Consider the following 17,404-nt stretch of genomic DNA (forward strand, 5'->3'; position numbering starts at 1 on the left):
GAATGAAGCACCCAAAGATTACGGATATCAAAGCCACCACAATCACGGTTCCCTTAGAAGCCCCACTGCGACACTCCAATGGTGCCCACTGGGGGCGATTTGTCCGAACTGTGGTTCAGGTCGAAACCGACGTAGGCATCACCGGGTTGGGAGAAATGGGTGGTGGTGGTGAATCGGCAGAAGCCATGATTGAAGGTTTGAAACAGTACCTCGTCGGGCACGATCCATTTGAACTGGAAGCGTTGCGAATGAAGATCTGTAACCCGACAGCCAGCCTTTACAACAACCGGACTCAATACCACGCGGCTATTGAATTTGCCTGCCTGGATATTTGTGGCAAGTTTCTAGGCGTACCAGTGTGCGACCTTTTAGGGGGCAAAGTCCGGGACGAAGTGGAGTTCGCCAGTTATCTGTTTTTCCGATTCAACAATGACAACGGAGAAGGCGAAGTTCGCACCAAAGAACAGCTTATAGCCCATGCAAAAGCCCTTAAGGAGCAACACGGCTTTCGCGTTCATAAGCTAAAAAGTGGGGTATTCCCCCCTGAATATGAATTGGAGCTTTTTAGGGCGATGGCGCAATCTCTGCCGGGTGACAAAGTTCGCTACGATCCGAATGCCGCGTTCTCGGTAGAAGAAGCCATTTGGTTTGGTCGCAATATCGAAGACTTAAATAACGATTACTACGAAGACCCGACATGGGGATTGAACGGCATGCGCACGGTGCGCAACCGCGTCCAGATCCCTAATGCTACGAATACCGTCATTATCAACTTTGAGCAGTTAGCGACCAACGTTCGCGATCCTGCCGTAGATGTCATCCTGCTGGATACCACGTTCTGGGGCGGGATTCGAAACTGCATTAAAGCGGCGAACGTGTGCGAAACCTTCCAGACCAGTGTATCTGTTCACTCTTCTGGAGAGCTGGGTATTCAGCTGGCAACCATGCTCCATTTGGGAGCCGTTCTTCCGACGTTAACCTACGCGGCTGATGCCCACTACCACCACCTGATGGATGATGTGATTCAGGGCGGTAAATTCAAATACAAAGACGGAAAAATCCGCGTTCCGACCACACCGGGGCTAGGCGTGGAGCTCGACAAAGACAAGTTAGAACAGTATTCAGAGCTCTACAAAAAACTGGGTGGCTACCCGTACGACAGAGACCCATCGAGACCTGGCTGGTTTGCGTACACACCTAACACAAACTGGGCAGACCCAGATTTAACCGACCCCAACTAGGAGGTAGGCATGGACAAGTTTAACGCGGTGTCGTCGGAACGGTTTAGCGTAGGAGAAAGCCCGCTGTGGGACGCGAAAAACCAGCGCGTGGTGTTTGTCGATATCATCGGCAAACTCCTTGTCAGCGTGTCACTGGACGGAACATGCGAAACCATTAAAACCGAAGATTTTCCAACGGCTTGTGCTCGGGTTGCTCAGTCAGACAAACACTGGATTGTCGCATTTGCCAACGGGGTTGCACTGCTGGATAAAACCGGCGGAAAGACCATTCCCGTTTGCCAGCCAGACTCCATGGTGGGCAATCGCCTGAACGAAGGGAAATGCGATCCTCAGGGGCGTTTCTGGGTGTCATCAATGCAGACCAACCTGCATGCTGATGGAAGCGGAAAGGCGATGACTCGTGAATCTGGGGCGCTTTTTAGCGTGGATGATTTGGGAAACTCCAGTCAGTGGACGGATTACAACATTGGTTTGACCAACACCATGGCATGGTCGCCAGATCGAGCCACTTTCTATTTTGGTGATTCGATGAACAACGTGATCTGGGCGTTTGATTACGATGAGCAGTCTGGAGAAGTGAGTAACCAAAGCGTGTTTTTTGAAGGATACCCACACGGTGACCCAGATGGTTCCTGTATCGACAATGAAGGCTATTTGTGGAACTGCCGATTTGGTGGTTCTGAAATCATTCGTATTGCGCCGGATGGCTCTCTAGACAAGGTAGTGAAGTTACCCGTGACCAATCCCACAAGCTGCACCTTTGGCGGGGCAGAAGGGAAAACCTTGTTTATTACTTCTGCGCAGTTTTCGTTGTCGGATGAGCAACTGGCTAACAATCCGTTGGAGGGGGCTTTGCTGAGTGCCGAGATGGAGGTGGGCGGAAAAGCCGAAAATGCCTATCAGATGAGTGATCAACTACGTAAACGAATCGGAATATAAGAAAAGGAGCAAAGGAATGACGATGATCCCCAAGGATGATTCTGCGCTGTGGATAGGCAGGGTCTGGTCGAACAACGAAGGCGGTCCGCGAGTAGTATTGGTTAGACAACATCAGGTGTATGACCTGACTCCCCAATACCCGACCGTAAGCGATTTATTCGATTCAGACTCATTAGAAACCGTGTTGCGAGATTGGGATGCCAACCCCATTGGTAGCTGGGAACATCTGATTGCAGAGGACAATCAGGATTACAGCTTGCTTTCTCCTTTGGATCTGCAAGCCATCAAAGCGGCTGGCGTTACCTTTGCAGTGAGTATGCTGGAAAGAGTCATCGAGGAAAACGCAGGTGGTGACCCTCAAAAAGCAGAAAGTTTACGTCAGGAACTGAATCAGGCTATCGGCAATGATCTTCGTCAGGTGGAACCGGGGAGTGAGTCGGCTCAGAAGCTAAAAGCGTTTCTTCAGGAAAAAGGGCTATGGAGTCAGTATCTGGAAGTTGGGATAGGTCCGGATGCTGAAATCTTTACCAAAGGGCAGCCAATGTCGAGTGTCGGAGCTGGGGCGTCTGTGGGTGTTTTGTCCACCTCTCACTGGAACAACCCAGAGCCAGAGGTAGTTCTGGCGATCAATCACCAGGGGAAAATCGTCGGGGCAACCTTAGGAAACGACGTTAATTTGCGGGACTATGAAGGTCGTAGCGCTTTATTGCTAGGCAAAGCAAAAGACAACAACGCTTCATGCGCGATAGGACCTTTGATTCGAATTTTTACCGCGCAATTTACGCTCAGTGATATTGAATTTGAGGTAGTGAATCTGGACATCAAAGGGAGAGATGGCTTCTCACTCAGTGAGTCTTCAGATATGAAAAACATCAGCCGCACGCCTCAGAAACTGGTCAATCAGCTTATTGGTGATCACCACCAATATCCGGACGGTGTTGCCCTGTTTCTGGGAACCATGTTTGCCCCAATTCAGGACAGGGACGAACCGGGCAGTGGTTTTACCCACCATGTCGGGGATGTGGTAACCATTCATTCTAAGCATTTGGGCGTTCTTACAAACACCGTTGAACACAGTGAGAAACTGCCTCCGTGGGAATATGGGGTACGTGAACTGTACAAATATCTTTTCGCCAAGAACTTGTTAGGGAGCTGATGCGCTATGGAGAATCTGGGAAAGCTGGTGATAGCCGGACAATGGGTAAAAGGTGAGGGAAATCAAACCCACGCAGTTAACCCTTCAACCAACCAAACATTACCGAATACATTTGATACCGCATCGTCCGAACAGGTGGTAACGGCATGCGAGCAAGCAGAACGGGCGTGGCGCACCTATTCGGAATTTCCTCGCGCAAAAAGAGGTGAGTTTTTGCAAGCCATAGGGAACGAGCTGTTAGCACGCGAAGCCGACATTGTGCATTTTGGCGCTCTGGAAACGGGGCTGCCAGAGCTCAGGTTGAAAGGGGAGTTGCAGCGCACTGTCGGCCAGCTTAACCTCTTCGCCAATGCGCTTATTGATCAAGATGAACCAGTCTTATATGACGAAGCTCTGCCAGAAAGAGCGCCGCTGCCCAGACCATCTCTGACGTTAGTAAAACGTTCTATCGGACCGGTCGCTGTGTTTGGTGCCAGTAACTTTCCATTGGCGTTTTCTGTAGCTGGTGGCGATACCGCATCTGCCTTGGCGGCGGGGTGCTCGGTTATTGTGAAAGCGCACTCTTCACACCCACATTTGTCATACCTTGCAGCGAGTGCGATTGTTGCCGCGATTGAAAAATCGGGGGTGCCAAAAGGTGTGTTCAGTTTGTTGTCTGGGAGTGGCAGTACTATCGGAGGGCAGCTGGTTTCTCATCCTGCAATCAAGGGAGTGGGGTTCACAGGTTCTAAAAAAGGGGGATTAGCACTTACCCGACTTGCCCAGCAACGAAATGTCCCGATTCCTGTGTTTGCAGAAATGAGCTCCATTAATCCGGTTTTCGTTACCGAAACGGCGTTAAAAGAATCAGCGGATGATATTGCTGCAGGTCTGACTGGTTCTATCTGCTTAGGTGCAGGGCAGTTTTGTACCAATCCCGGTCTGATTCTGCTTGAGAATAACAGCGAGTCTGAAGGATTTCTCAGGACACTGAGCGAGAATGTGGCGGCACAAAGTGCGCAAACCATGCTTAACCGTCATATACGGCTGTCCTATCAGCAAGGTGTCGAACGGTTGGAAAACCTGGGAGCGAAAAAGCTCGCCGAAGCTAATGCCGCAAAGGGAGAAGGTGAAAACCTTTGTTATCCGGCTTTGTTCAAAATATCAGATGCCGAATTTCTCGCCGATCCAGCAGCCTGGCAGGAAGAGGTTTTTGGCTCGGCGTCGCTGGTCGTGGCGGCTGAAGACATTTCCTCAATCAGACAGATCATCGAAACCTTGGAAGGGCAACTGACTTTCACATTCTGGCTGAGTGAACAGGGAGAAAGTGAAGAAGTCACTTCGCTGGTTTTGTTGGCTCAGCATAAAGCGGGGCGAATTATTTTTAATGGCTTCCCAACCGGAGTCGAAGTTTGCCAGTCTATGGTGCATGGCGGTCCTTTCCCTGCAACGTCCAATACTCAGTACACCTCAGTAGGAAGTACATCGATTGATCGCTGGCTTCGCCCTGTGTGTTTTCAAAACGTACCTGACTGGCTAAGTGGCACATAACGGTAACAGCTTGAACGTCAACCTTGTGGGCTTAACTTATTAAATCGACTAGAAATCTGGCTATTTAGTCATTCAAAAGTTTATTTTGAGTGTCACCTCTAAACATCAACAGACAGTTGTTTAATGGAGTAGTAAACCCCTGCTATACAATATGTCAGAATACTGACGTCAAATTTTGGAGGTTTTATGTTTAATTTTCTGGTTTGCCTAGCGACTGGCGTGGTGTTTGGTATGTCATGGAGCGCAGCATATTACGGAAATGACATGGTCTTCCAGTCGGTGAGAGTGGAAAACGCCATTCTTGCCAGTCTGACACTCATGATTGTTTGTATTGTTCTGGAAATAAGAAAAGCACTAAATGGCAAAGCGAAGCAAACTGCCAGACCCTATTAAAAACCTGACGTTAGAAGACTTGATTAAGCATAACGGTGGCGATTTATTGGTCGCGTCCCTAAGAGACAGAAAAAAGGATCTGTCTGACGAAGAATTTAAGGAATACATTAAAAAGTTTCGCGGTAGTCGAAAACGAAATTAACCAAGCCCGCTCAATGCGGGCTTTGTTTTGTCTGTCGGAAATTTCTTAATATAGCTAAAACGGGTACCAGAACAGGGTTGATTCGTTGTATCGCTTCACAATCGCGAGTATGGCGATGATCAGGACTGCAAAAATAACCAACCTGTCCGTTTTGGTTAGTGGTCTGGCGCTGTACCAGGTTCGGGTTTTGTGCCTGCCAAAGCCGCGCAAGGTCATGGCATTGGAGATAGTGTCTGCCCGTTCAAGGCTTGCGAAAATCAGTGGTCCCAAAATATGGGCAACGCTGCGAAGCCTCTGAAAAAACGAGACGTTTTTCGACATATCCAGCCCTCTGGCTTGCTGGGCATGCAATATGTTCACAAAATCCCTTTTTACTTCAGGCAGGTAACGCAAGGTTAAACTCACGGCATAAGCGATCTTGTAGGGCACTCCGATGCGGTTGAGGCTTGCAGCAAACTCTGTCGCATGAGTTGTAAAAACAAAAACAAGCGCAATGGGGAACATGCTGAAGTATTTGATGGTCACTGTCACAAGGTAGAATAGAGTTTCCTGAGACAGAGAATAACTTCCCCATAAAGGCAAAAGAATGTGCTCGCTGCCTATCAGCTCTGGTCCCTGTTTTGGGGCGAGCAGAAACATAAACAGCGCATTCAAAGAAAGCACAGCAATTGCTCCGAAAAGCAGTGGGCGATAAATTCGAAGGGGTACTTTACTCCAGCGCAGTAAGCCCATTCCCAAGAGTACAACAGGGAGCAAGATGCGAAGATCAAACGTCGTCAGAACCACAGTGACCCACGCTGCAAACAGCACTAATTTGGTGAGTCCGTTCAGTCGGTGCAAAGGCGACTGAGTATCCACATAGTTGATTCCGAAGTTTATTTTTGACGCGGGGTTCATAATGCAATCTCGCCTTTCACTTCTTCAGAAATGAACTTTTGCATAAAACCGCTGGCGTCTTCGATACCCACTTTATTTGCCAGAACATACAGACTGGTTGGTGCTAGATTGGTTGACTGGAGCAGGTCTGATTGGCTGAAAACTTCTGTTACCGGCGCATCAGCAATGACTTTTCCATCGGATATCAGAATGGCTCGGGTTGTGTATTCCAAAACCAAATGCATGTCGTGAGAAACGATGGCGACAGTGATTCCTAGCTTCCTGTTAAGCTCCCTGATGAACTCAAGCATTGAGGTGTAGTTGCGATAATCCTGACCCGCTGTAGGTTCATCAAGAATCAAAAGTTCTGGCTCAGAGACCAGAATAGAGGCGATGGTGACCCGCTTGCGCTGACCGTAACTCAAGGCTTCAATGGGCCAGTGTCTGAAAGGTTTCAAACCGCACAGCTCTAAAACGTCCAGAACCTTAGACTCGATTTGCGATTCTGATATCCCTTGATTTCTCAGGCTGAACGCCACTTCGTCAAAAATCATATGCTGTGAGATCATATGATTTGGGTTCTGCTGCACCACGCCCACCTTCTTGCTTCGTTCGAATATCGACAGTTCAGCAAGATCCTGATTCTCCCAAATCAGTTGCCCTGAATCGGGTTTTAAGACACCCATAATGAGTTTTATCAGTGTGGATTTTCCAGAACCATTTTTACCAAGAATGGAAACGAACTCTCCTCGTTTAAACTCGAAAGAAACGTTATCGAGAACCTTGTTCTGTCCGTCATAGGAGTACGAGAGATTACTTACAGACAGTAAAGTGTCTGCACAAGATATTGGGTTGGGAAGAGGGCTCTCTTTCATCCACTGGTTTAACTGAGGCGCTATATCATCTAGCGGGAGTTCACTCAGCTGCGACAAATGGTCAATGTGTTCAATGGAGCATTGCGCCTTTTTCAATGCAGACAGGTACAAAGGTTCGCGAATGCCATATTGAGTGAGTAACCCTGATTTGAGTAACTCGTCGGGAGTGGATTGGTGAACAATCTGACCTTTATTCATCAATACTACGCGATCCACATGTTGGTGCAGAACATCTTCAAGACGGTGCTCTATGATGACAACGGTTTTCTGTGTTTCCTTATGAATTTTGTCGATGATGTCGATGGTCTTTTTACTGGTTACGGGGTCAAGACTGGCAAGAGGTTCATCAAAAAGCAGAATGTCCACTTCATCCACTAAAACACCCGCCAGAGAGACACGTTGCTTTTGCCCACCAGACAAATCGTGAGGGGAGTCAGCCAACATGCTTTCAAGATCGACCATTTTTGCCGTCTGTTCGACGGTAGTCAGCATCTGCTTGTTTGTGACTCTTTGGTTTTCCAGTGCGAAAGCAATATCCTCGGCAACACTCAATCCGACAAACTGGCTGTCGGTGTCTTGCAATACGGTTCCTACCTGTTCGGTAAACTGATGCAGTTTCATCGTATCGGAGGGAACGCCTTTGAAATTCAATGAGCCCTGTGTTTCGCCTTTAAACGAAGCGGGTATAAGTCCGTTCAGACAGTGCCCGAGCGTCGATTTGCCGCTGCCACTAGGACCAATGATAAGAATTTTTTCGCCCGGATTGATTTGAAGATTGAGGTTTTTCAGAGTCGCGTTTGACTGCGACTCATATCGAAAAGAAAAGTTTGAAAACTCAATGGTCATGAGTGAATTACGCCTCAGACAGATTGCGGCTTTGCTTTTTTCTCTTGGCAACGGCTTTCAGGATAAAGAAGCCGACAACGGCAATCAGAACCGTATTTGCAGATGCAATGATGGTTAGCTGAGTAAATACCTTAGTGAAAGGTTCTGCGTACAGAATGGTGTCCAGGAATGCTGAGCAGCCGTAACCGAGAACGTTACCAATCAGAGCTAATAAGACAAACAGGGAAAAGTCTTTCGCAGGTAGCTCACCGTTATTCAAACGCTCACGAGTCAATACTGGGAACAGCCCCATGATCAGCCCAACAATTCCAGACCCGAGAACCCAGGTAATCCACACGCCCCAGCCCGCGAATAAGTCAGTGATCCAGTGACCAATAAAACCAACTAAGAAACCAACAACAGGACCAAACATAACAGAAAACAGAGCCAGAACAGCCATTGCAGGTTTTAAAGTGGTATTGGCAAATACAGGAATACCGAACATTGGTAGTCCACCTATTCCATACAATGCGGCCCCAATAGCAATAACAACTACCATCTTCGCTGAGAAGTTCATAACGTTTCCTTGTGATGAATAATATCTTAAGTAGAAAAATATCCGCGCTGTTACATACGGGACACAACACAAGAACCCAGAATGAGATTGCTTAGCAGACAGACAGTAACATATTGATTATATAAAATTTAGTCAACAAATTGATTTGCAATAAAGCTCATATTCGTTAAATAAATCGCATTGATTTTTTGTAAGAGGGATTTAGGACGACATTTGAAATAAACAGTATGAGTGGCTATTCAGAATATTATTAAAACTCACCCAAAAGGGTTAATTGTCTAATTAAATGCAGAATTTTTGACAATTAAGCTTGCGCTTAAGTAAGGATGTTCTAAATTTTAACTAAGCTCACTAAGAAAGCTTATTTCCAATTGAAAAGAAGTAGAATTTATCCTCGGGGTGGAGGAGAAGCGCCTTTGGCAGAGCTTGACTGTCAAAGGCGTTTTTTTATTTGGTCACTGCTCTAAATCTTATTCAACAGGGGAAAGAGTAATGATCTTAATTTCTTCGGCAAGCAGGTCACCCACGTTTTCAATTAGGTTCAAAAAGTGTGGAGTGGCTTGATGCTCTTCAAATGCTTTTTGGTCAATAAAGCTTTCATTAAAAATAAAATGACCTTCCTGACCATTATCTTCAAACAATTCGTAACGAACGCAGCCAAGCTCAGCACGAGTTGGTTCAATCATTTCGCGAAGCATAGACTTCAGTTGTTCTTCCTGACCAGATTTAGCCGTAAAGCAAGCAAGTAAGTGAATCATAAGATTTCCTTTGGTAGAAAATAGAGAAAAAAGTGGCGGTTTAATTTTCCTCAGTGTCTGAGGGTTGTTGGAGGACGCCGAGGGGGTCTGAAAATTAAACTGCCAATGACAAGGATGAGAGATGAGCCCAACTTGAGGGAGTCAGGCACTCTATTCGCACTTTAGATTAAACATAAGTGTCATTATTATAATTATTCGAATCGACCGTCTCGCTCGATAAACTCAATCTTGTAGCCGTCTGGGTCTTGCAAGAAAAAGAACTTAGCGAGGCGTTCGTTATTATGGAAGAACTCTTTTACCGGGGTAGGTTCAAGACCTGCTTCAGATGCCATTTTATGGCTTTCATCGGCGTTGTCTACAGATACAGCCAGATGACCGTAACCAGTTCCATGAGTATAAGGTTCTTTTTGATCGTGGTTGTACGTTAATTCAAGCTCGAAAGCGGTTTCTTTGTTTCTTAGATAAATCAGAGAAAAACCGTCAAAGTCGTAGCGGTCTGCGACAGATAAGCCTAGTGCTTTATCGTAGAATTCCAAAGACTTATCCAAATCAAACACACGAACCATGGAATGAATTGCTTTGGTCATGTATTACTCCTGATTGTTGTTAGGCGCATATTATTCATGGGTTTTTAGGTAAGTAGGTGGTATTGGAATACTACATTTCAAAAATATTGAATATTTCTGCCTAAATGACGCGGGTAAAGTGACATAATAACGACCATACCCGAGGGTTTTAATCTAAACCGTATGTTGTGGGTATATTTTGAAGGAGAACTCTATGAAGTACAGTTGGATATTATTTGATGCGGATGAAACCTTATTCAGTTTCGACGCTTTTAAAGGTCTGCAAACGATGTTTTCTCGTTTAGATGTGAATTTTACTCAGGCAGACTTTGAAGAATACCAACTTGTAAATAAGCCTCTTTGGGTGAAATACCAAGACGGTGAAATAAATGCGAAACAGCTACAAGAAGATCGTTTCGTAATCTGGGGACAGAAGCTTAGCTTGCATCCGTCTGAATTAAATGAAAAATTCCTTGATGCGATGGCAGATATTTGCCAACCACTGCCTCATGTTCCTGAAGTTTTAGAGTTGATAAGCAAGAAAGCCAAATTGGGAATCATCACAAATGGCTTTACTCAACTTCAAAGTATCCGTCTGGAAAAAACAGGTTTGAGCCAATATTTTGAACATGTGATTATCTCGGAAGAAGTCGGGATTGCTAAGCCAGACGTGGCTATTTTTGATGCCGCTTTTGAAAAGATGGGGCATCCAAATAAAGACAAAATTCTAATGGTAGGGGATAACCCTCACTCAGATGTGTTGGGTGGTTTGAATGCAGGCATCGAAACATGCTGGCTCAATACTGAAGGAGCAAACAGACCTGAAGGTATTGACCCACATCACGAAGTAAAATGCTGGAAAGAACTGCAGCAATTGCTGCTTCCATAAGCAATCGAAAATGCTGCAACTGGAAATAAAATACAGGACAGCATTTTATTGTTTTATATCAGGATTATCGAAAAAGCGCTGACTTACTATTACCTTGTCTATTTCAAAGAGGGTTACCGTTATGAAGCGCTTTTTTCCTTCCTCTGTTATGCTCACTCCCTTCGTCGTCCGATACTACAATCAAGACAACGCACTGTACGAATCAGAGCACATTCACTCTGATAACGATGAAATCAATGAAGCAAAACCTGAACGAGAAGAATCGGCAGAGCCGAGTTTAAGCTAGCCCGCTCTTGAGCTATCTCTGCCCTGTTCGAATTTGGGTAAGTCATCTTGATCTGAATACCAGTCGGCTTTCGATGACATAAAAATGTGAGCGTCTGGCGTCACGGGAACGTGGTCATCTAAGGCGCTCAATGCGATCTCAATGCTGCCTCTTTCTGATTTTGGAGATTTAAAAGCCAGGCTAGAGCCACATTCCTCACAAAAGGTTCTTTCTGTTCCATTTTGAGCGGTATATTTTCTTAAAAGCAAATCACCCGTTAACCAACGAATACGACCTCTCGGTACGTTAATAAAAGTGCTGAACGCAGCACCGTGAAACTTACGACACATCGAGCAGTGGCAATGTCCTACCTGAGAATCAAATTGGGTGATTTCAAATGTTACCCCGCCACACAAACAGCTTCCTCGATATTTTCTCATATCGCTTTCCTTTTATAATTGTTGTGCAGGACTTTGACATAAACGCACATCGCCTTCCTATCGCTGATTTTCTAGTATGTGATCGAGATCTACGACAGAATTGGGACAATTGTCCTATTTTAAAATTAGTGAGTTAGGTCAATTGTCCTAAAGTTGGATCTGGAGACGGAAATGGCGGGTACCAAAAGACAGGAAATTGTAGAAGCGGCAGACATGCTCTTCTATCAGAATGGCTATGAATATACCTCATTTGCCGATATTGCATCGGCAGTGAACATATCGCGCGGTAATTTCTATTATCACTTTAAATCGAAAGACGACATTCTGACGGCTGTGATTACCAGGCGTTTTGAAAATACAGAGAGCATTCTGGAGCAATGGGAATCAGCCAGCGACGCCCCTGAAGAACGGATCCGCAGTTTCATCCATATTCTGATCGCCAACAAAACCAAAATTAAACAGTTTGGCTGTCCGGTTGGCACACTCACCACGGAATTGAGCAAGCTGGAACACCCGGCTTTACCAGATGCAAACCGACTGTTTGGTCTGTTTAAGAGCTGGCTTATCGTTCAGTTTGAGGCATTGGGCTTTCAGCAGGAATCGCCAACACTTGCCATGCATTTGCTTGCCAGAAGCCAAGGGGTTGCCACTTTAATCAATGCCTTTAAGGATGATGAATTTATCGAATTTGAAGTGGCACAAATGTGCGACTGGCTGGATGAAAAAATAAAGAGTAGGGAGATACACTGATGTTTGTTGTTTCATTAAAACTGACTGGCGCGATGGAGCTGGCAAAACAACATATGCAAAGCCATAAGGCTTGGTTAGACGAAGGAATAAAAAACGGAACGTTTATTTTAGTAGGTAACCTAAAACCTGGACCGGGCGGTGCGTTATTTGTTCAGGGGGTAAATCGGGAAGAACTGGAGGCAAAGCTTTCGGAAGACCCATTTGTTCGGGAAAAGATTGTCGAAGTTTGTATCATTGAAATTGATGCTCACACCGCCAGTGATTCTCTGAGCTGTCTGATAGGAAAATAACTATGACAAATACTGTAGAAGGACCTGACGGTTTGCCGCGGTGCAGTTGGTGCGCAGCTGCTCCGGACTTTTTTGAGTATCACGATAAGGAATGGGGCTTTCCAGTTGGTGATGACCAGAGATTGTACGAGAAGATCTGTCTAGAGAGCTTTCAATCAGGTTTAAGCTGGCGAACCATTCTTTCGAAAAGAGACAATTTACGTGCGGCATTTGAACAGTTCGATTTTTACAAAGTGGCCAAATTCGATGAAAGCGATGTTGAGCGTCTTCTTCAGGACGCAGGAATCATCAGGCACCGAGGCAAAATTGAAGCCGTTATTAACAACGCAAAGCGAGCGGTGGAAATGGTTGAGCAGGAAGGTTCACTGGCGGCGTTCATGTGGCGCTATGAAGCTAAGTGTGACGAAAATTTTGTACCTCAGTCTCAGTCGACTTCCCCAGAATCGAAAGCGCTGTCAAAAGAACTCAAGAAACGAGGCTGGAAGTTTGTCGGGCCGACCACCGCTTATGCGTTTATGCAGGCAATGGGGTTGATCAACGACCATGCTAGCGAATGCTCTATGCGTCCGGCTGTGGACGCCGCCAGAGCCGCTTTCAAAGTGCCATCATGATCTTTATCTTTCGGTTTGTGCCGCGACCTGTTTCTCAATTATGAGCCTATAACAGAGGACGAATGTCGGTATAGTGAGTCCCTCAAATGTTAGAGGGACTTAACAGAATGAAAGTGTTGGTAGTACTGGTGTTGGCAGTGGTTCTTGGCTGGTTTGGAAAGGATGTGCATTCTCAACTGGCTGTGCGAAATGCACCAGAATCAGATGCGCTGTTATCACAGGTACTCAAACACGCAAACGTACCACTGAGACAAGAGCAACGCGCCTGCTATTACAACAGTGAAACCGTGGGAGATGTTGTTGCGAGCCTGGTGAGCAACAACATGCAAAATCACATAAACCGCTTAGACGCAGGCTGTTTTGAGCAAACCTGTACTATTTCCTTATCCAGTTGCCTTCCATGGGAAACCAGTGAGTGCGATCAAACATTTTTGAAGTACGAAACGGCGCAAAATGGGTCAATTAAACCTGAAACATTTCAGTGTATATCGATACCTTAATTTCACCTTAAAATCACCTTAATATGAATGTGTTACCTTTGACTCCCTCGAAGTTTAGAGACAAGGAGTCACATGAAAGTTGTACCGCTTTATTCCTATTCCCCCGGCGTTCCTGAAATCATCCAAGACATCGATCATCTCATGAATTCTCTGTATCCAGCAGAATCAAACGATTTACTTCCTCTGGATAAGTTAGACGACGATAACGTGTATTTCGCTGGTATATACGATGGTGACGTTTTGTCTGCTTGCGGCGCCGTTGTTTTTAAAAAGGACAACGACGAGTATGGTGAGTTTAAACGCATTTATGTGAAGCCAGAATTTCGTGGTAAAGATCAGGCAAAACGCGTTTTAAGGCATTTGATCGATGCTACATCCAATCGTTCTGTCTCAGTACTCAGGCTGGAAACGGGAAACAAGCAACACGCTGCCATCAAGTTATATGAGTCATTGGGCTTTCGCGAAAGGAATGAATTTGGCGACTACCAGTCTGATCCCCATTCGGTTTACATGGAACTGCTTCTGAACCGTTGATTGCTCTTATCCCGTTCTCCCTCAGGTCAATATCAAGGAAATACAAATGGCAAAACAGCAATATGGTGAAATTAACGATGGAGTTCGCTCTGTCTGGGATATAGAAAGAATATGGACACTTGCAGAGGCGTTACCAACCGAAGAAATCGCCATTGATGATATTTGTGGTCCTGACGAAGTCACCTGGTTTAGCTTAGATGGACCTCTGCCAACTTGTCGAAACATCGCCAAACATTGCGAGAGGATCATTAACGCGGATCTGTCTTATCCCGTCATTTTAACGGAAGATTTTCGGGTTTTTGATGGTATGCTCCGTATTGCGAAATGCATAATGGAAGGAAGAACCACCATTCAGGCAAAGCGATTTCCGACAAACCCAGAACCTGATCAAGTGCAAGAAATCGACTCTAAGTAAGGACACGTTATGTACACACTTTACTACTACCCAAACAATGCCAGCTTAGCCCCTCACTTTCTTCTGCATCATATGCAGTTACCTTATGAGCTGGTGTTAGTCGACAAAAAGTCGAATTCACAAAAATCTGCCGAGTATTTAAAGCTGAACCCGGCTGGTCGCATTCCGACATTGATCGACGACGGTCAACCCATTTTCGAGAGCCCGGCTATTTGCATGCATCTTGCGGAAAGCCACCCAGAACACGGGCTGATGCCACCTGTAGGTGACAAAGCCAGACCGCTGTTTCTCCAGTGGCTGGCTTACCTGAATAACACGCTACAGGCTGAGCTGATGGTGTACTACTACGCTCATCGTCATACCAATGATGAAAGTACAGTAGAGAACGTGAAAGCGGCGCAGGAAGTCCAGATCGCCAATGCGCTATCCGTTATTGATGAACAACTCGCAAAGCACAAATACCTGATAGGTGAGCAGCTTACGGCGGTTGATTACTTCCTGTTTATGCTAGCTGAGTGGTCCTTGCCAGTGGAGAAGAACCCGTTAACGTTCCCCAATCTGGCGGCGTATCTAAAATCACTCAGCCAGCACCCGACGATTCAGGCGGTGTGTAAAATCGAAGAAATGGATATTACGATTTTCGACTGAGGCTAGAAATTCAGAGTCATGTCAAACCAGGATGCACCACCATGGCATGACTCCGATTTTCCTCGAAGAACGAAGCCGTGGTGCTGATAAAACGGGATAAGGTGCTCTTTACAGGTAAGAACCATTCCTTCAAGTTCACGCTGACGGCAAATCTGAATCAAATGTTTGGTGAGTTCAGAAGCGTATCCTTTACGTTGGTGCTGTGGGTCAACCGCTAATCCGAAAACCGTTTGAAATGCACCTTCAGGGTTATGAAGATTCGCATCTTCAAATAATTCGTCTGGCAGTTCAGGAAGGTGATAGCGACATCCGTTAATATGCCCAACGACCTGATTATCGACTTCTAAGACAAAAAAGCACTCCGGAAAAACATCAAATCTTTTAGTGAATGATTCTAATGATGCCGCTTCACTTTCGGGAAAGCAGAGAGATTCAATGTCAGAGATTCTTTTGATGTCAGAATGTAGAGCAGGTCTGATTGTTAGCATGAGTACTCCTTTTGCAGTTCAACCTTCGTTCAGAATATAAGATTGGGTTACGTTTCAGAAAAACAATGATTACTTGCTGAGTGAGTGATACTTTAAAGCGAAATCGAAAAAGGAATCAGATTGGAAACTGCGAAGATATGGAAGAGCGAACACTTTTCTGGGATTGAACTGTTGTCCGCCAATTACAACAAGTTCGAGTTTGCCAAGCATTGGCATGATGAACTGGCTATCGGGTTAATTGAGGATGGCGCCGAAGGGCTTCTCTACCGAGGTCAGAATATTGTTGTTCCCAAAAATCATATCGTTACCATTAACCCTTCTGAAATCCACACGGGTTATGCGAGCTGCAACGATGGCTGGCGGTATCGCATGTTTTACTTCGATCTCGATACCATTCATCAACTCTTCGAGCATGCTGGGCGGTCGGTCGATCCAATACTAGACAAACCTGTCATTGATGATCTTGAGTTGTTTTCTGAATTACAACAGCTTCACCTCTCCTTAGAACATTCCAGTTTCAACCTAACCAAAGATTCTTTACTGGCAGTTGTGCTTGAAAAGCTCTTTACCCGTTATGGGTCGATGTCTGTCAATGCCTCGGCGAAGCTGAAAAGTGACAAGAGTGCGTTAAAGGTACGTGAATACCTGCTGGATAACTGGCAGCTGAATGTGTCGCTAGACGAGCTGGAAGATGAAACACAGAAGTCCAGGTTTCAACTGATCCGCGCTTTCAAAGCGTGTTATGGCATTACCCCTCATCAGTTTCTGCTTTTGGTGAAAGCCCATAAAGCCAAACAGCTTTTAGCGCAGGGTAATAGTTGTGTTGAAACCTCCTTAGCTTGCGGCTTTTACGATCAAAGCCATTTCAACCGAAACTTCAAACGCGCTTTTGGTGTTACGCCCAAAAACTATGTCATTCGTTAGGGCAACAGACCCTAGTTACAGCTAAGTGCAATTTTGTACAAGAGGCAGAATACTCGTTGAATTATCCTTCTTTCAAGATGCAAAAGGAGGTAAAGCATGAGCTTATTTGTCATTTGGTTAGGTGTGATGTTTCCATTGGTGTTTAGTCCGGGACCTGCGAACATCATCTTTGCGGCTTCAGGTGCAAGAGTTGGTTTAAGAAAGTCGTTGCCACTCGTCGCCGGTGTAGATCTTGTTTTTCTGGTGAAGTCTTTAATCATTGGGTTTGGTCTCGGACAGGCGGTTCAGAGCTACCCGACCGTGATGAATATTGTGCAGCTACTGGGAGCTGGCTATTTGATCTATCTGGCAGTGATGTTTGTAAAAAGCGCCAAGCAGACTTCTGATGGAGAGCAGAAAGTATTTGGATTTGTGGATGGCTTGGTGGTTCAGTTACTGAACAGTAAAGGCTGGCTGATGGTGTTTCTGATGTTTTCACTGTTTAGTGAGCAGGCACAAAGCGCTTTTGGCGAACAGGGAGTTTTGGTGCTGGTGGTGTGGCTTGCGATATTGAATGTATCAATGCATCTAGTATGGGTAAAAATGGGCTATTGGTTATCCAAGGTCAGCAGTAGTGAGCGATATGCCAAAGGGCTAAACCTGTTTTATGCTGCCTGCTTGCAGGGGGTATCTCTTGGTCTGATTATTCAAAACCCACTCTGGTCATAGTTAGGGTGAACAAAGCTAATTGCTAAGAGCTAATAAAGGCGCAGATTCTATCTGCGCCTTTATA

The 17,404-nt window shown here is 45.6% G+C and carries 23 protein-coding genes; 16 read left to right on the forward strand and 7 right to left on the reverse strand.

The genetic code is table 11. From position 1 onward, the window contains the following. Nucleotides 1–2 precede the first annotated feature (2 nt). The 5 genes from INR79_RS22570 to INR79_RS22590 all read left to right on the forward strand — a co-directional run bounded on the left by INR79_RS22570 (nucleotide 3) and on the right by INR79_RS22590 (nucleotide 5,259). Entirely contained in the window at nucleotides 3–1,241 is a 1,239-nt protein-coding gene (locus INR79_RS22570; protein ID WP_223100091.1) for an enolase C-terminal domain-like protein, read from the forward strand. A 9-nt stretch (nucleotides 1,242–1,250) separates the two neighbouring features. After that, nucleotides 1,251–2,180, forward strand: coding sequence for an SMP-30/gluconolactonase/LRE family protein (locus tag INR79_RS22575; protein ID WP_223100093.1), 930 nt, complete (start codon nucleotides 1,251–1,253; stop codon nucleotides 2,178–2,180). A 16-nt stretch (nucleotides 2,181–2,196) separates the two neighbouring features. Next, nucleotides 2,197–3,336: a fumarylacetoacetate hydrolase family protein gene (locus tag INR79_RS22580; protein WP_223100095.1), complete on the forward strand. Its 1,140-nt coding sequence runs from the start codon at nucleotides 2,197–2,199 to the stop codon at nucleotides 3,334–3,336. Nucleotides 3,337–3,342: 6 nt separating this feature from the next. After that, a complete protein-coding gene (locus INR79_RS22585) occupies nucleotides 3,343–4,866 on the forward strand; it encodes an aldehyde dehydrogenase (NADP(+)) (RefSeq protein WP_223100097.1) in 1,524 nt (507 codons plus the stop codon). A 186-nt stretch (nucleotides 4,867–5,052) separates the two neighbouring features. Next, the gene (locus tag INR79_RS22590) at nucleotides 5,053–5,259 is read left to right on the forward strand and encodes a hypothetical protein (RefSeq protein WP_022614355.1); all 207 of its coding nucleotides are present in this window, start codon (nucleotides 5,053–5,055) and stop codon (nucleotides 5,257–5,259) included. A 196-nt stretch (nucleotides 5,260–5,455) separates the two neighbouring features. On the opposite strand, the gene INR79_RS22595 is transcribed toward INR79_RS22590, so the two are convergent. The 5 genes from INR79_RS22595 to INR79_RS22615 all read right to left on the reverse strand — a co-directional run bounded on the left by INR79_RS22595 (nucleotide 5,456) and on the right by INR79_RS22615 (nucleotide 9,899). Continuing rightward, nucleotides 5,456–6,298: an energy-coupling factor transporter transmembrane component T family protein gene (locus INR79_RS22595; protein ID WP_223100099.1), complete on the reverse strand. Its 843-nt coding sequence runs from the start codon at nucleotides 6,296–6,298 to the stop codon at nucleotides 5,456–5,458. Next, the gene (locus tag INR79_RS22600) at nucleotides 6,295–7,998 is read right to left on the reverse strand and encodes an ABC transporter ATP-binding protein (protein ID WP_223100101.1); all 1,704 of its coding nucleotides are present in this window, start codon (nucleotides 7,996–7,998) and stop codon (nucleotides 6,295–6,297) included. Before INR79_RS22600 ends, INR79_RS22595 begins: the two co-directional genes overlap by 4 nt. Before the next feature lie 7 nt (nucleotides 7,999–8,005). Further along, the gene (locus INR79_RS22605; protein WP_022561160.1) at nucleotides 8,006–8,554 is read right to left on the reverse strand and encodes an ECF-type riboflavin transporter substrate-binding protein; all 549 of its coding nucleotides are present in this window, start codon (nucleotides 8,552–8,554) and stop codon (nucleotides 8,006–8,008) included. Between the two features lie 470 nt (nucleotides 8,555–9,024). After that, nucleotides 9,025–9,312: a putative quinol monooxygenase gene (locus INR79_RS22610; protein WP_223100103.1), complete on the reverse strand. Its 288-nt coding sequence runs from the start codon at nucleotides 9,310–9,312 to the stop codon at nucleotides 9,025–9,027. Nucleotides 9,313–9,503: 191 nt separating this feature from the next. Then, nucleotides 9,504–9,899 (reverse strand): glyoxalase superfamily protein, encoded by a 396-nt coding sequence (locus INR79_RS22615; protein ID WP_004400130.1) that lies wholly within the window; start codon nucleotides 9,897–9,899, stop codon nucleotides 9,504–9,506. A 193-nt stretch (nucleotides 9,900–10,092) separates the two neighbouring features. Between INR79_RS22615 and yjjG the strand changes: the two genes are divergently transcribed. Next, entirely contained in the window at nucleotides 10,093–10,767 is a 675-nt protein-coding gene (gene yjjG / locus INR79_RS22620; RefSeq protein ID WP_022589343.1) for a pyrimidine 5'-nucleotidase, read from the forward strand. 121 nt (nucleotides 10,768–10,888) lie between these two features. Next, complete coding sequence (locus INR79_RS22625) at nucleotides 10,889–11,053, forward strand: hypothetical protein (RefSeq protein ID WP_004408602.1); 165 nt, start codon at nucleotides 10,889–10,891, stop codon at nucleotides 11,051–11,053. On the opposite strand, the gene INR79_RS22630 is transcribed toward INR79_RS22625, so the two are convergent. Then, nucleotides 11,050–11,472: a GFA family protein gene (locus tag INR79_RS22630; RefSeq protein WP_262415469.1), complete on the reverse strand. Its 423-nt coding sequence runs from the start codon at nucleotides 11,470–11,472 to the stop codon at nucleotides 11,050–11,052. The two genes, INR79_RS22625 and INR79_RS22630, sit on opposite strands and share 4 nt — an antisense overlap. Nucleotides 11,473–11,643: 171 nt before the next feature. Between INR79_RS22630 and INR79_RS22635 the strand changes: the two genes are divergently transcribed. From INR79_RS22635 to INR79_RS22665, 7 genes are all read left to right on the forward strand, one after another. Next, nucleotides 11,644–12,222, forward strand: a complete 579-nt coding sequence (locus INR79_RS22635) for a TetR/AcrR family transcriptional regulator (RefSeq protein WP_223100105.1) — start codon at nucleotides 11,644–11,646, stop codon at nucleotides 12,220–12,222. Further along, nucleotides 12,222–12,512 carry a YciI family protein gene (locus INR79_RS22640; protein ID WP_223100107.1) on the forward strand — a complete coding sequence of 97 codons (291 nt, stop codon included), beginning with the start codon at nucleotides 12,222–12,224 and terminating at the stop codon, nucleotides 12,510–12,512. Before INR79_RS22635 ends, INR79_RS22640 begins: the two co-directional genes overlap by 1 nt. Nucleotides 12,513–12,514: 2 nt before the next feature. Beyond that, complete coding sequence (locus INR79_RS22645) at nucleotides 12,515–13,123, forward strand: DNA-3-methyladenine glycosylase I (RefSeq protein WP_022589348.1); 609 nt, start codon at nucleotides 12,515–12,517, stop codon at nucleotides 13,121–13,123. Between the two features lie 107 nt (nucleotides 13,124–13,230). Then, a complete protein-coding gene (locus INR79_RS22650) occupies nucleotides 13,231–13,623 on the forward strand; it encodes a hypothetical protein (RefSeq protein WP_223100109.1) in 393 nt (130 codons plus the stop codon). Between the two features lie 72 nt (nucleotides 13,624–13,695). Beyond that, complete coding sequence (locus INR79_RS22655) at nucleotides 13,696–14,157, forward strand: GNAT family N-acetyltransferase (RefSeq protein WP_223100111.1); 462 nt, start codon at nucleotides 13,696–13,698, stop codon at nucleotides 14,155–14,157. Between the two features lie 46 nt (nucleotides 14,158–14,203). Further along, nucleotides 14,204–14,572 (forward strand): chromosome partitioning protein ParB, encoded by a 369-nt coding sequence (locus tag INR79_RS22660; RefSeq protein ID WP_223100113.1) that lies wholly within the window; start codon nucleotides 14,204–14,206, stop codon nucleotides 14,570–14,572. A gap of 9 nt (nucleotides 14,573–14,581) precedes the next feature. Next, on the forward strand, nucleotides 14,582–15,220 hold the full coding sequence (locus INR79_RS22665; protein ID WP_223100115.1) for a glutathione S-transferase family protein: 639 nt from the start codon (nucleotides 14,582–14,584) through the stop codon (nucleotides 15,218–15,220). 2 nt (nucleotides 15,221–15,222) lie between these two features. Here the strand turns inward: INR79_RS22665 and INR79_RS22670 are convergent, their stop codons facing one another. Further along, nucleotides 15,223–15,708 (reverse strand): GNAT family N-acetyltransferase, encoded by a 486-nt coding sequence (locus INR79_RS22670; protein WP_223100117.1) that lies wholly within the window; start codon nucleotides 15,706–15,708, stop codon nucleotides 15,223–15,225. A gap of 120 nt (nucleotides 15,709–15,828) precedes the next feature. Between INR79_RS22670 and INR79_RS22675 the strand changes: the two genes are divergently transcribed. Beyond that, nucleotides 15,829–16,632, forward strand: coding sequence for an AraC family transcriptional regulator (locus tag INR79_RS22675; RefSeq protein WP_223100120.1), 804 nt, complete (start codon nucleotides 15,829–15,831; stop codon nucleotides 16,630–16,632). Nucleotides 16,633–16,728: 96 nt separating this feature from the next. After that, on the forward strand, nucleotides 16,729–17,340 hold the full coding sequence (locus tag INR79_RS22680) for a LysE family translocator (protein WP_004408577.1): 612 nt from the start codon (nucleotides 16,729–16,731) through the stop codon (nucleotides 17,338–17,340). Nucleotides 17,341–17,404 lie beyond the last annotated feature (64 nt).

The organism is Vibrio sp. SCSIO 43132 (assembly GCF_019904195.1).
Lineage (GTDB): Bacteria > Pseudomonadota > Gammaproteobacteria > Enterobacterales > Vibrionaceae > Vibrio > Vibrio nigripulchritudo.

What these genes read in the sequence shown, in the direction of transcription:
- yjjG (WP_022589343.1), top strand. Translation starts at nt 10,093, where the DNA reads ATGAAGTACAGTTGGATATTATTTGATGCGGATGAAACCTTATTCAGT.
- INR79_RS22680 (WP_004408577.1), top strand. Translation starts at nt 16,729, where the DNA reads ATGAGCTTATTTGTCATTTGGTTAGGTGTGATGTTTCCATTGGTGTTT.
- INR79_RS22665 (WP_223100115.1), top strand. Translation starts at nt 14,582, where the DNA reads ATGTACACACTTTACTACTACCCAAACAATGCCAGCTTAGCCCCTCAC.
- INR79_RS22650 (WP_223100109.1), top strand. Translation starts at nt 13,231, where the DNA reads ATGAAAGTGTTGGTAGTACTGGTGTTGGCAGTGGTTCTTGGCTGGTTT.
- INR79_RS22585 (WP_223100097.1), top strand. Translation starts at nt 3,343, where the DNA reads ATGGAGAATCTGGGAAAGCTGGTGATAGCCGGACAATGGGTAAAAGGT.
- INR79_RS22645 (WP_022589348.1), top strand. Translation starts at nt 12,515, where the DNA reads ATGACAAATACTGTAGAAGGACCTGACGGTTTGCCGCGGTGCAGTTGG.
- INR79_RS22625 (WP_004408602.1), top strand. Translation starts at nt 10,889, where the DNA reads ATGAAGCGCTTTTTTCCTTCCTCTGTTATGCTCACTCCCTTCGTCGTC.
- INR79_RS22660 (WP_223100113.1), top strand. Translation starts at nt 14,204, where the DNA reads ATGGCAAAACAGCAATATGGTGAAATTAACGATGGAGTTCGCTCTGTC.
- INR79_RS22590 (WP_022614355.1), top strand. Translation starts at nt 5,053, where the DNA reads ATGTTTAATTTTCTGGTTTGCCTAGCGACTGGCGTGGTGTTTGGTATG.
- INR79_RS22610 (WP_223100103.1), bottom strand. Translation starts at nt 9,312, where the DNA reads ATGATTCACTTACTTGCTTGCTTTACGGCTAAATCTGGTCAGGAAGAA.
- INR79_RS22615 (WP_004400130.1), bottom strand. Translation starts at nt 9,899, where the DNA reads ATGACCAAAGCAATTCATTCCATGGTTCGTGTGTTTGATTTGGATAAG.
- INR79_RS22635 (WP_223100105.1), top strand. Translation starts at nt 11,644, where the DNA reads ATGGCGGGTACCAAAAGACAGGAAATTGTAGAAGCGGCAGACATGCTC.
- INR79_RS22580 (WP_223100095.1), top strand. Translation starts at nt 2,197, where the DNA reads ATGACGATGATCCCCAAGGATGATTCTGCGCTGTGGATAGGCAGGGTC.
- INR79_RS22595 (WP_223100099.1), bottom strand. Translation starts at nt 6,298, where the DNA reads ATGAACCCCGCGTCAAAAATAAACTTCGGAATCAACTATGTGGATACT.
- INR79_RS22605 (WP_022561160.1), bottom strand. Translation starts at nt 8,554, where the DNA reads ATGAACTTCTCAGCGAAGATGGTAGTTGTTATTGCTATTGGGGCCGCA.
- INR79_RS22575 (WP_223100093.1), top strand. Translation starts at nt 1,251, where the DNA reads ATGGACAAGTTTAACGCGGTGTCGTCGGAACGGTTTAGCGTAGGAGAA.
- INR79_RS22570 (WP_223100091.1), top strand. Translation starts at nt 3, where the DNA reads ATGAAGCACCCAAAGATTACGGATATCAAAGCCACCACAATCACGGTT.
- INR79_RS22655 (WP_223100111.1), top strand. Translation starts at nt 13,696, where the DNA reads ATGAAAGTTGTACCGCTTTATTCCTATTCCCCCGGCGTTCCTGAAATC.
- INR79_RS22640 (WP_223100107.1), top strand. Translation starts at nt 12,222, where the DNA reads ATGTTTGTTGTTTCATTAAAACTGACTGGCGCGATGGAGCTGGCAAAA.
- INR79_RS22630 (WP_262415469.1), bottom strand. Translation starts at nt 11,472, where the DNA reads ATGAGAAAATATCGAGGAAGCTGTTTGTGTGGCGGGGTAACATTTGAA.
- INR79_RS22670 (WP_223100117.1), bottom strand. Translation starts at nt 15,708, where the DNA reads ATGCTAACAATCAGACCTGCTCTACATTCTGACATCAAAAGAATCTCT.
- INR79_RS22600 (WP_223100101.1), bottom strand. Translation starts at nt 7,998, where the DNA reads ATGACCATTGAGTTTTCAAACTTTTCTTTTCGATATGAGTCGCAGTCA.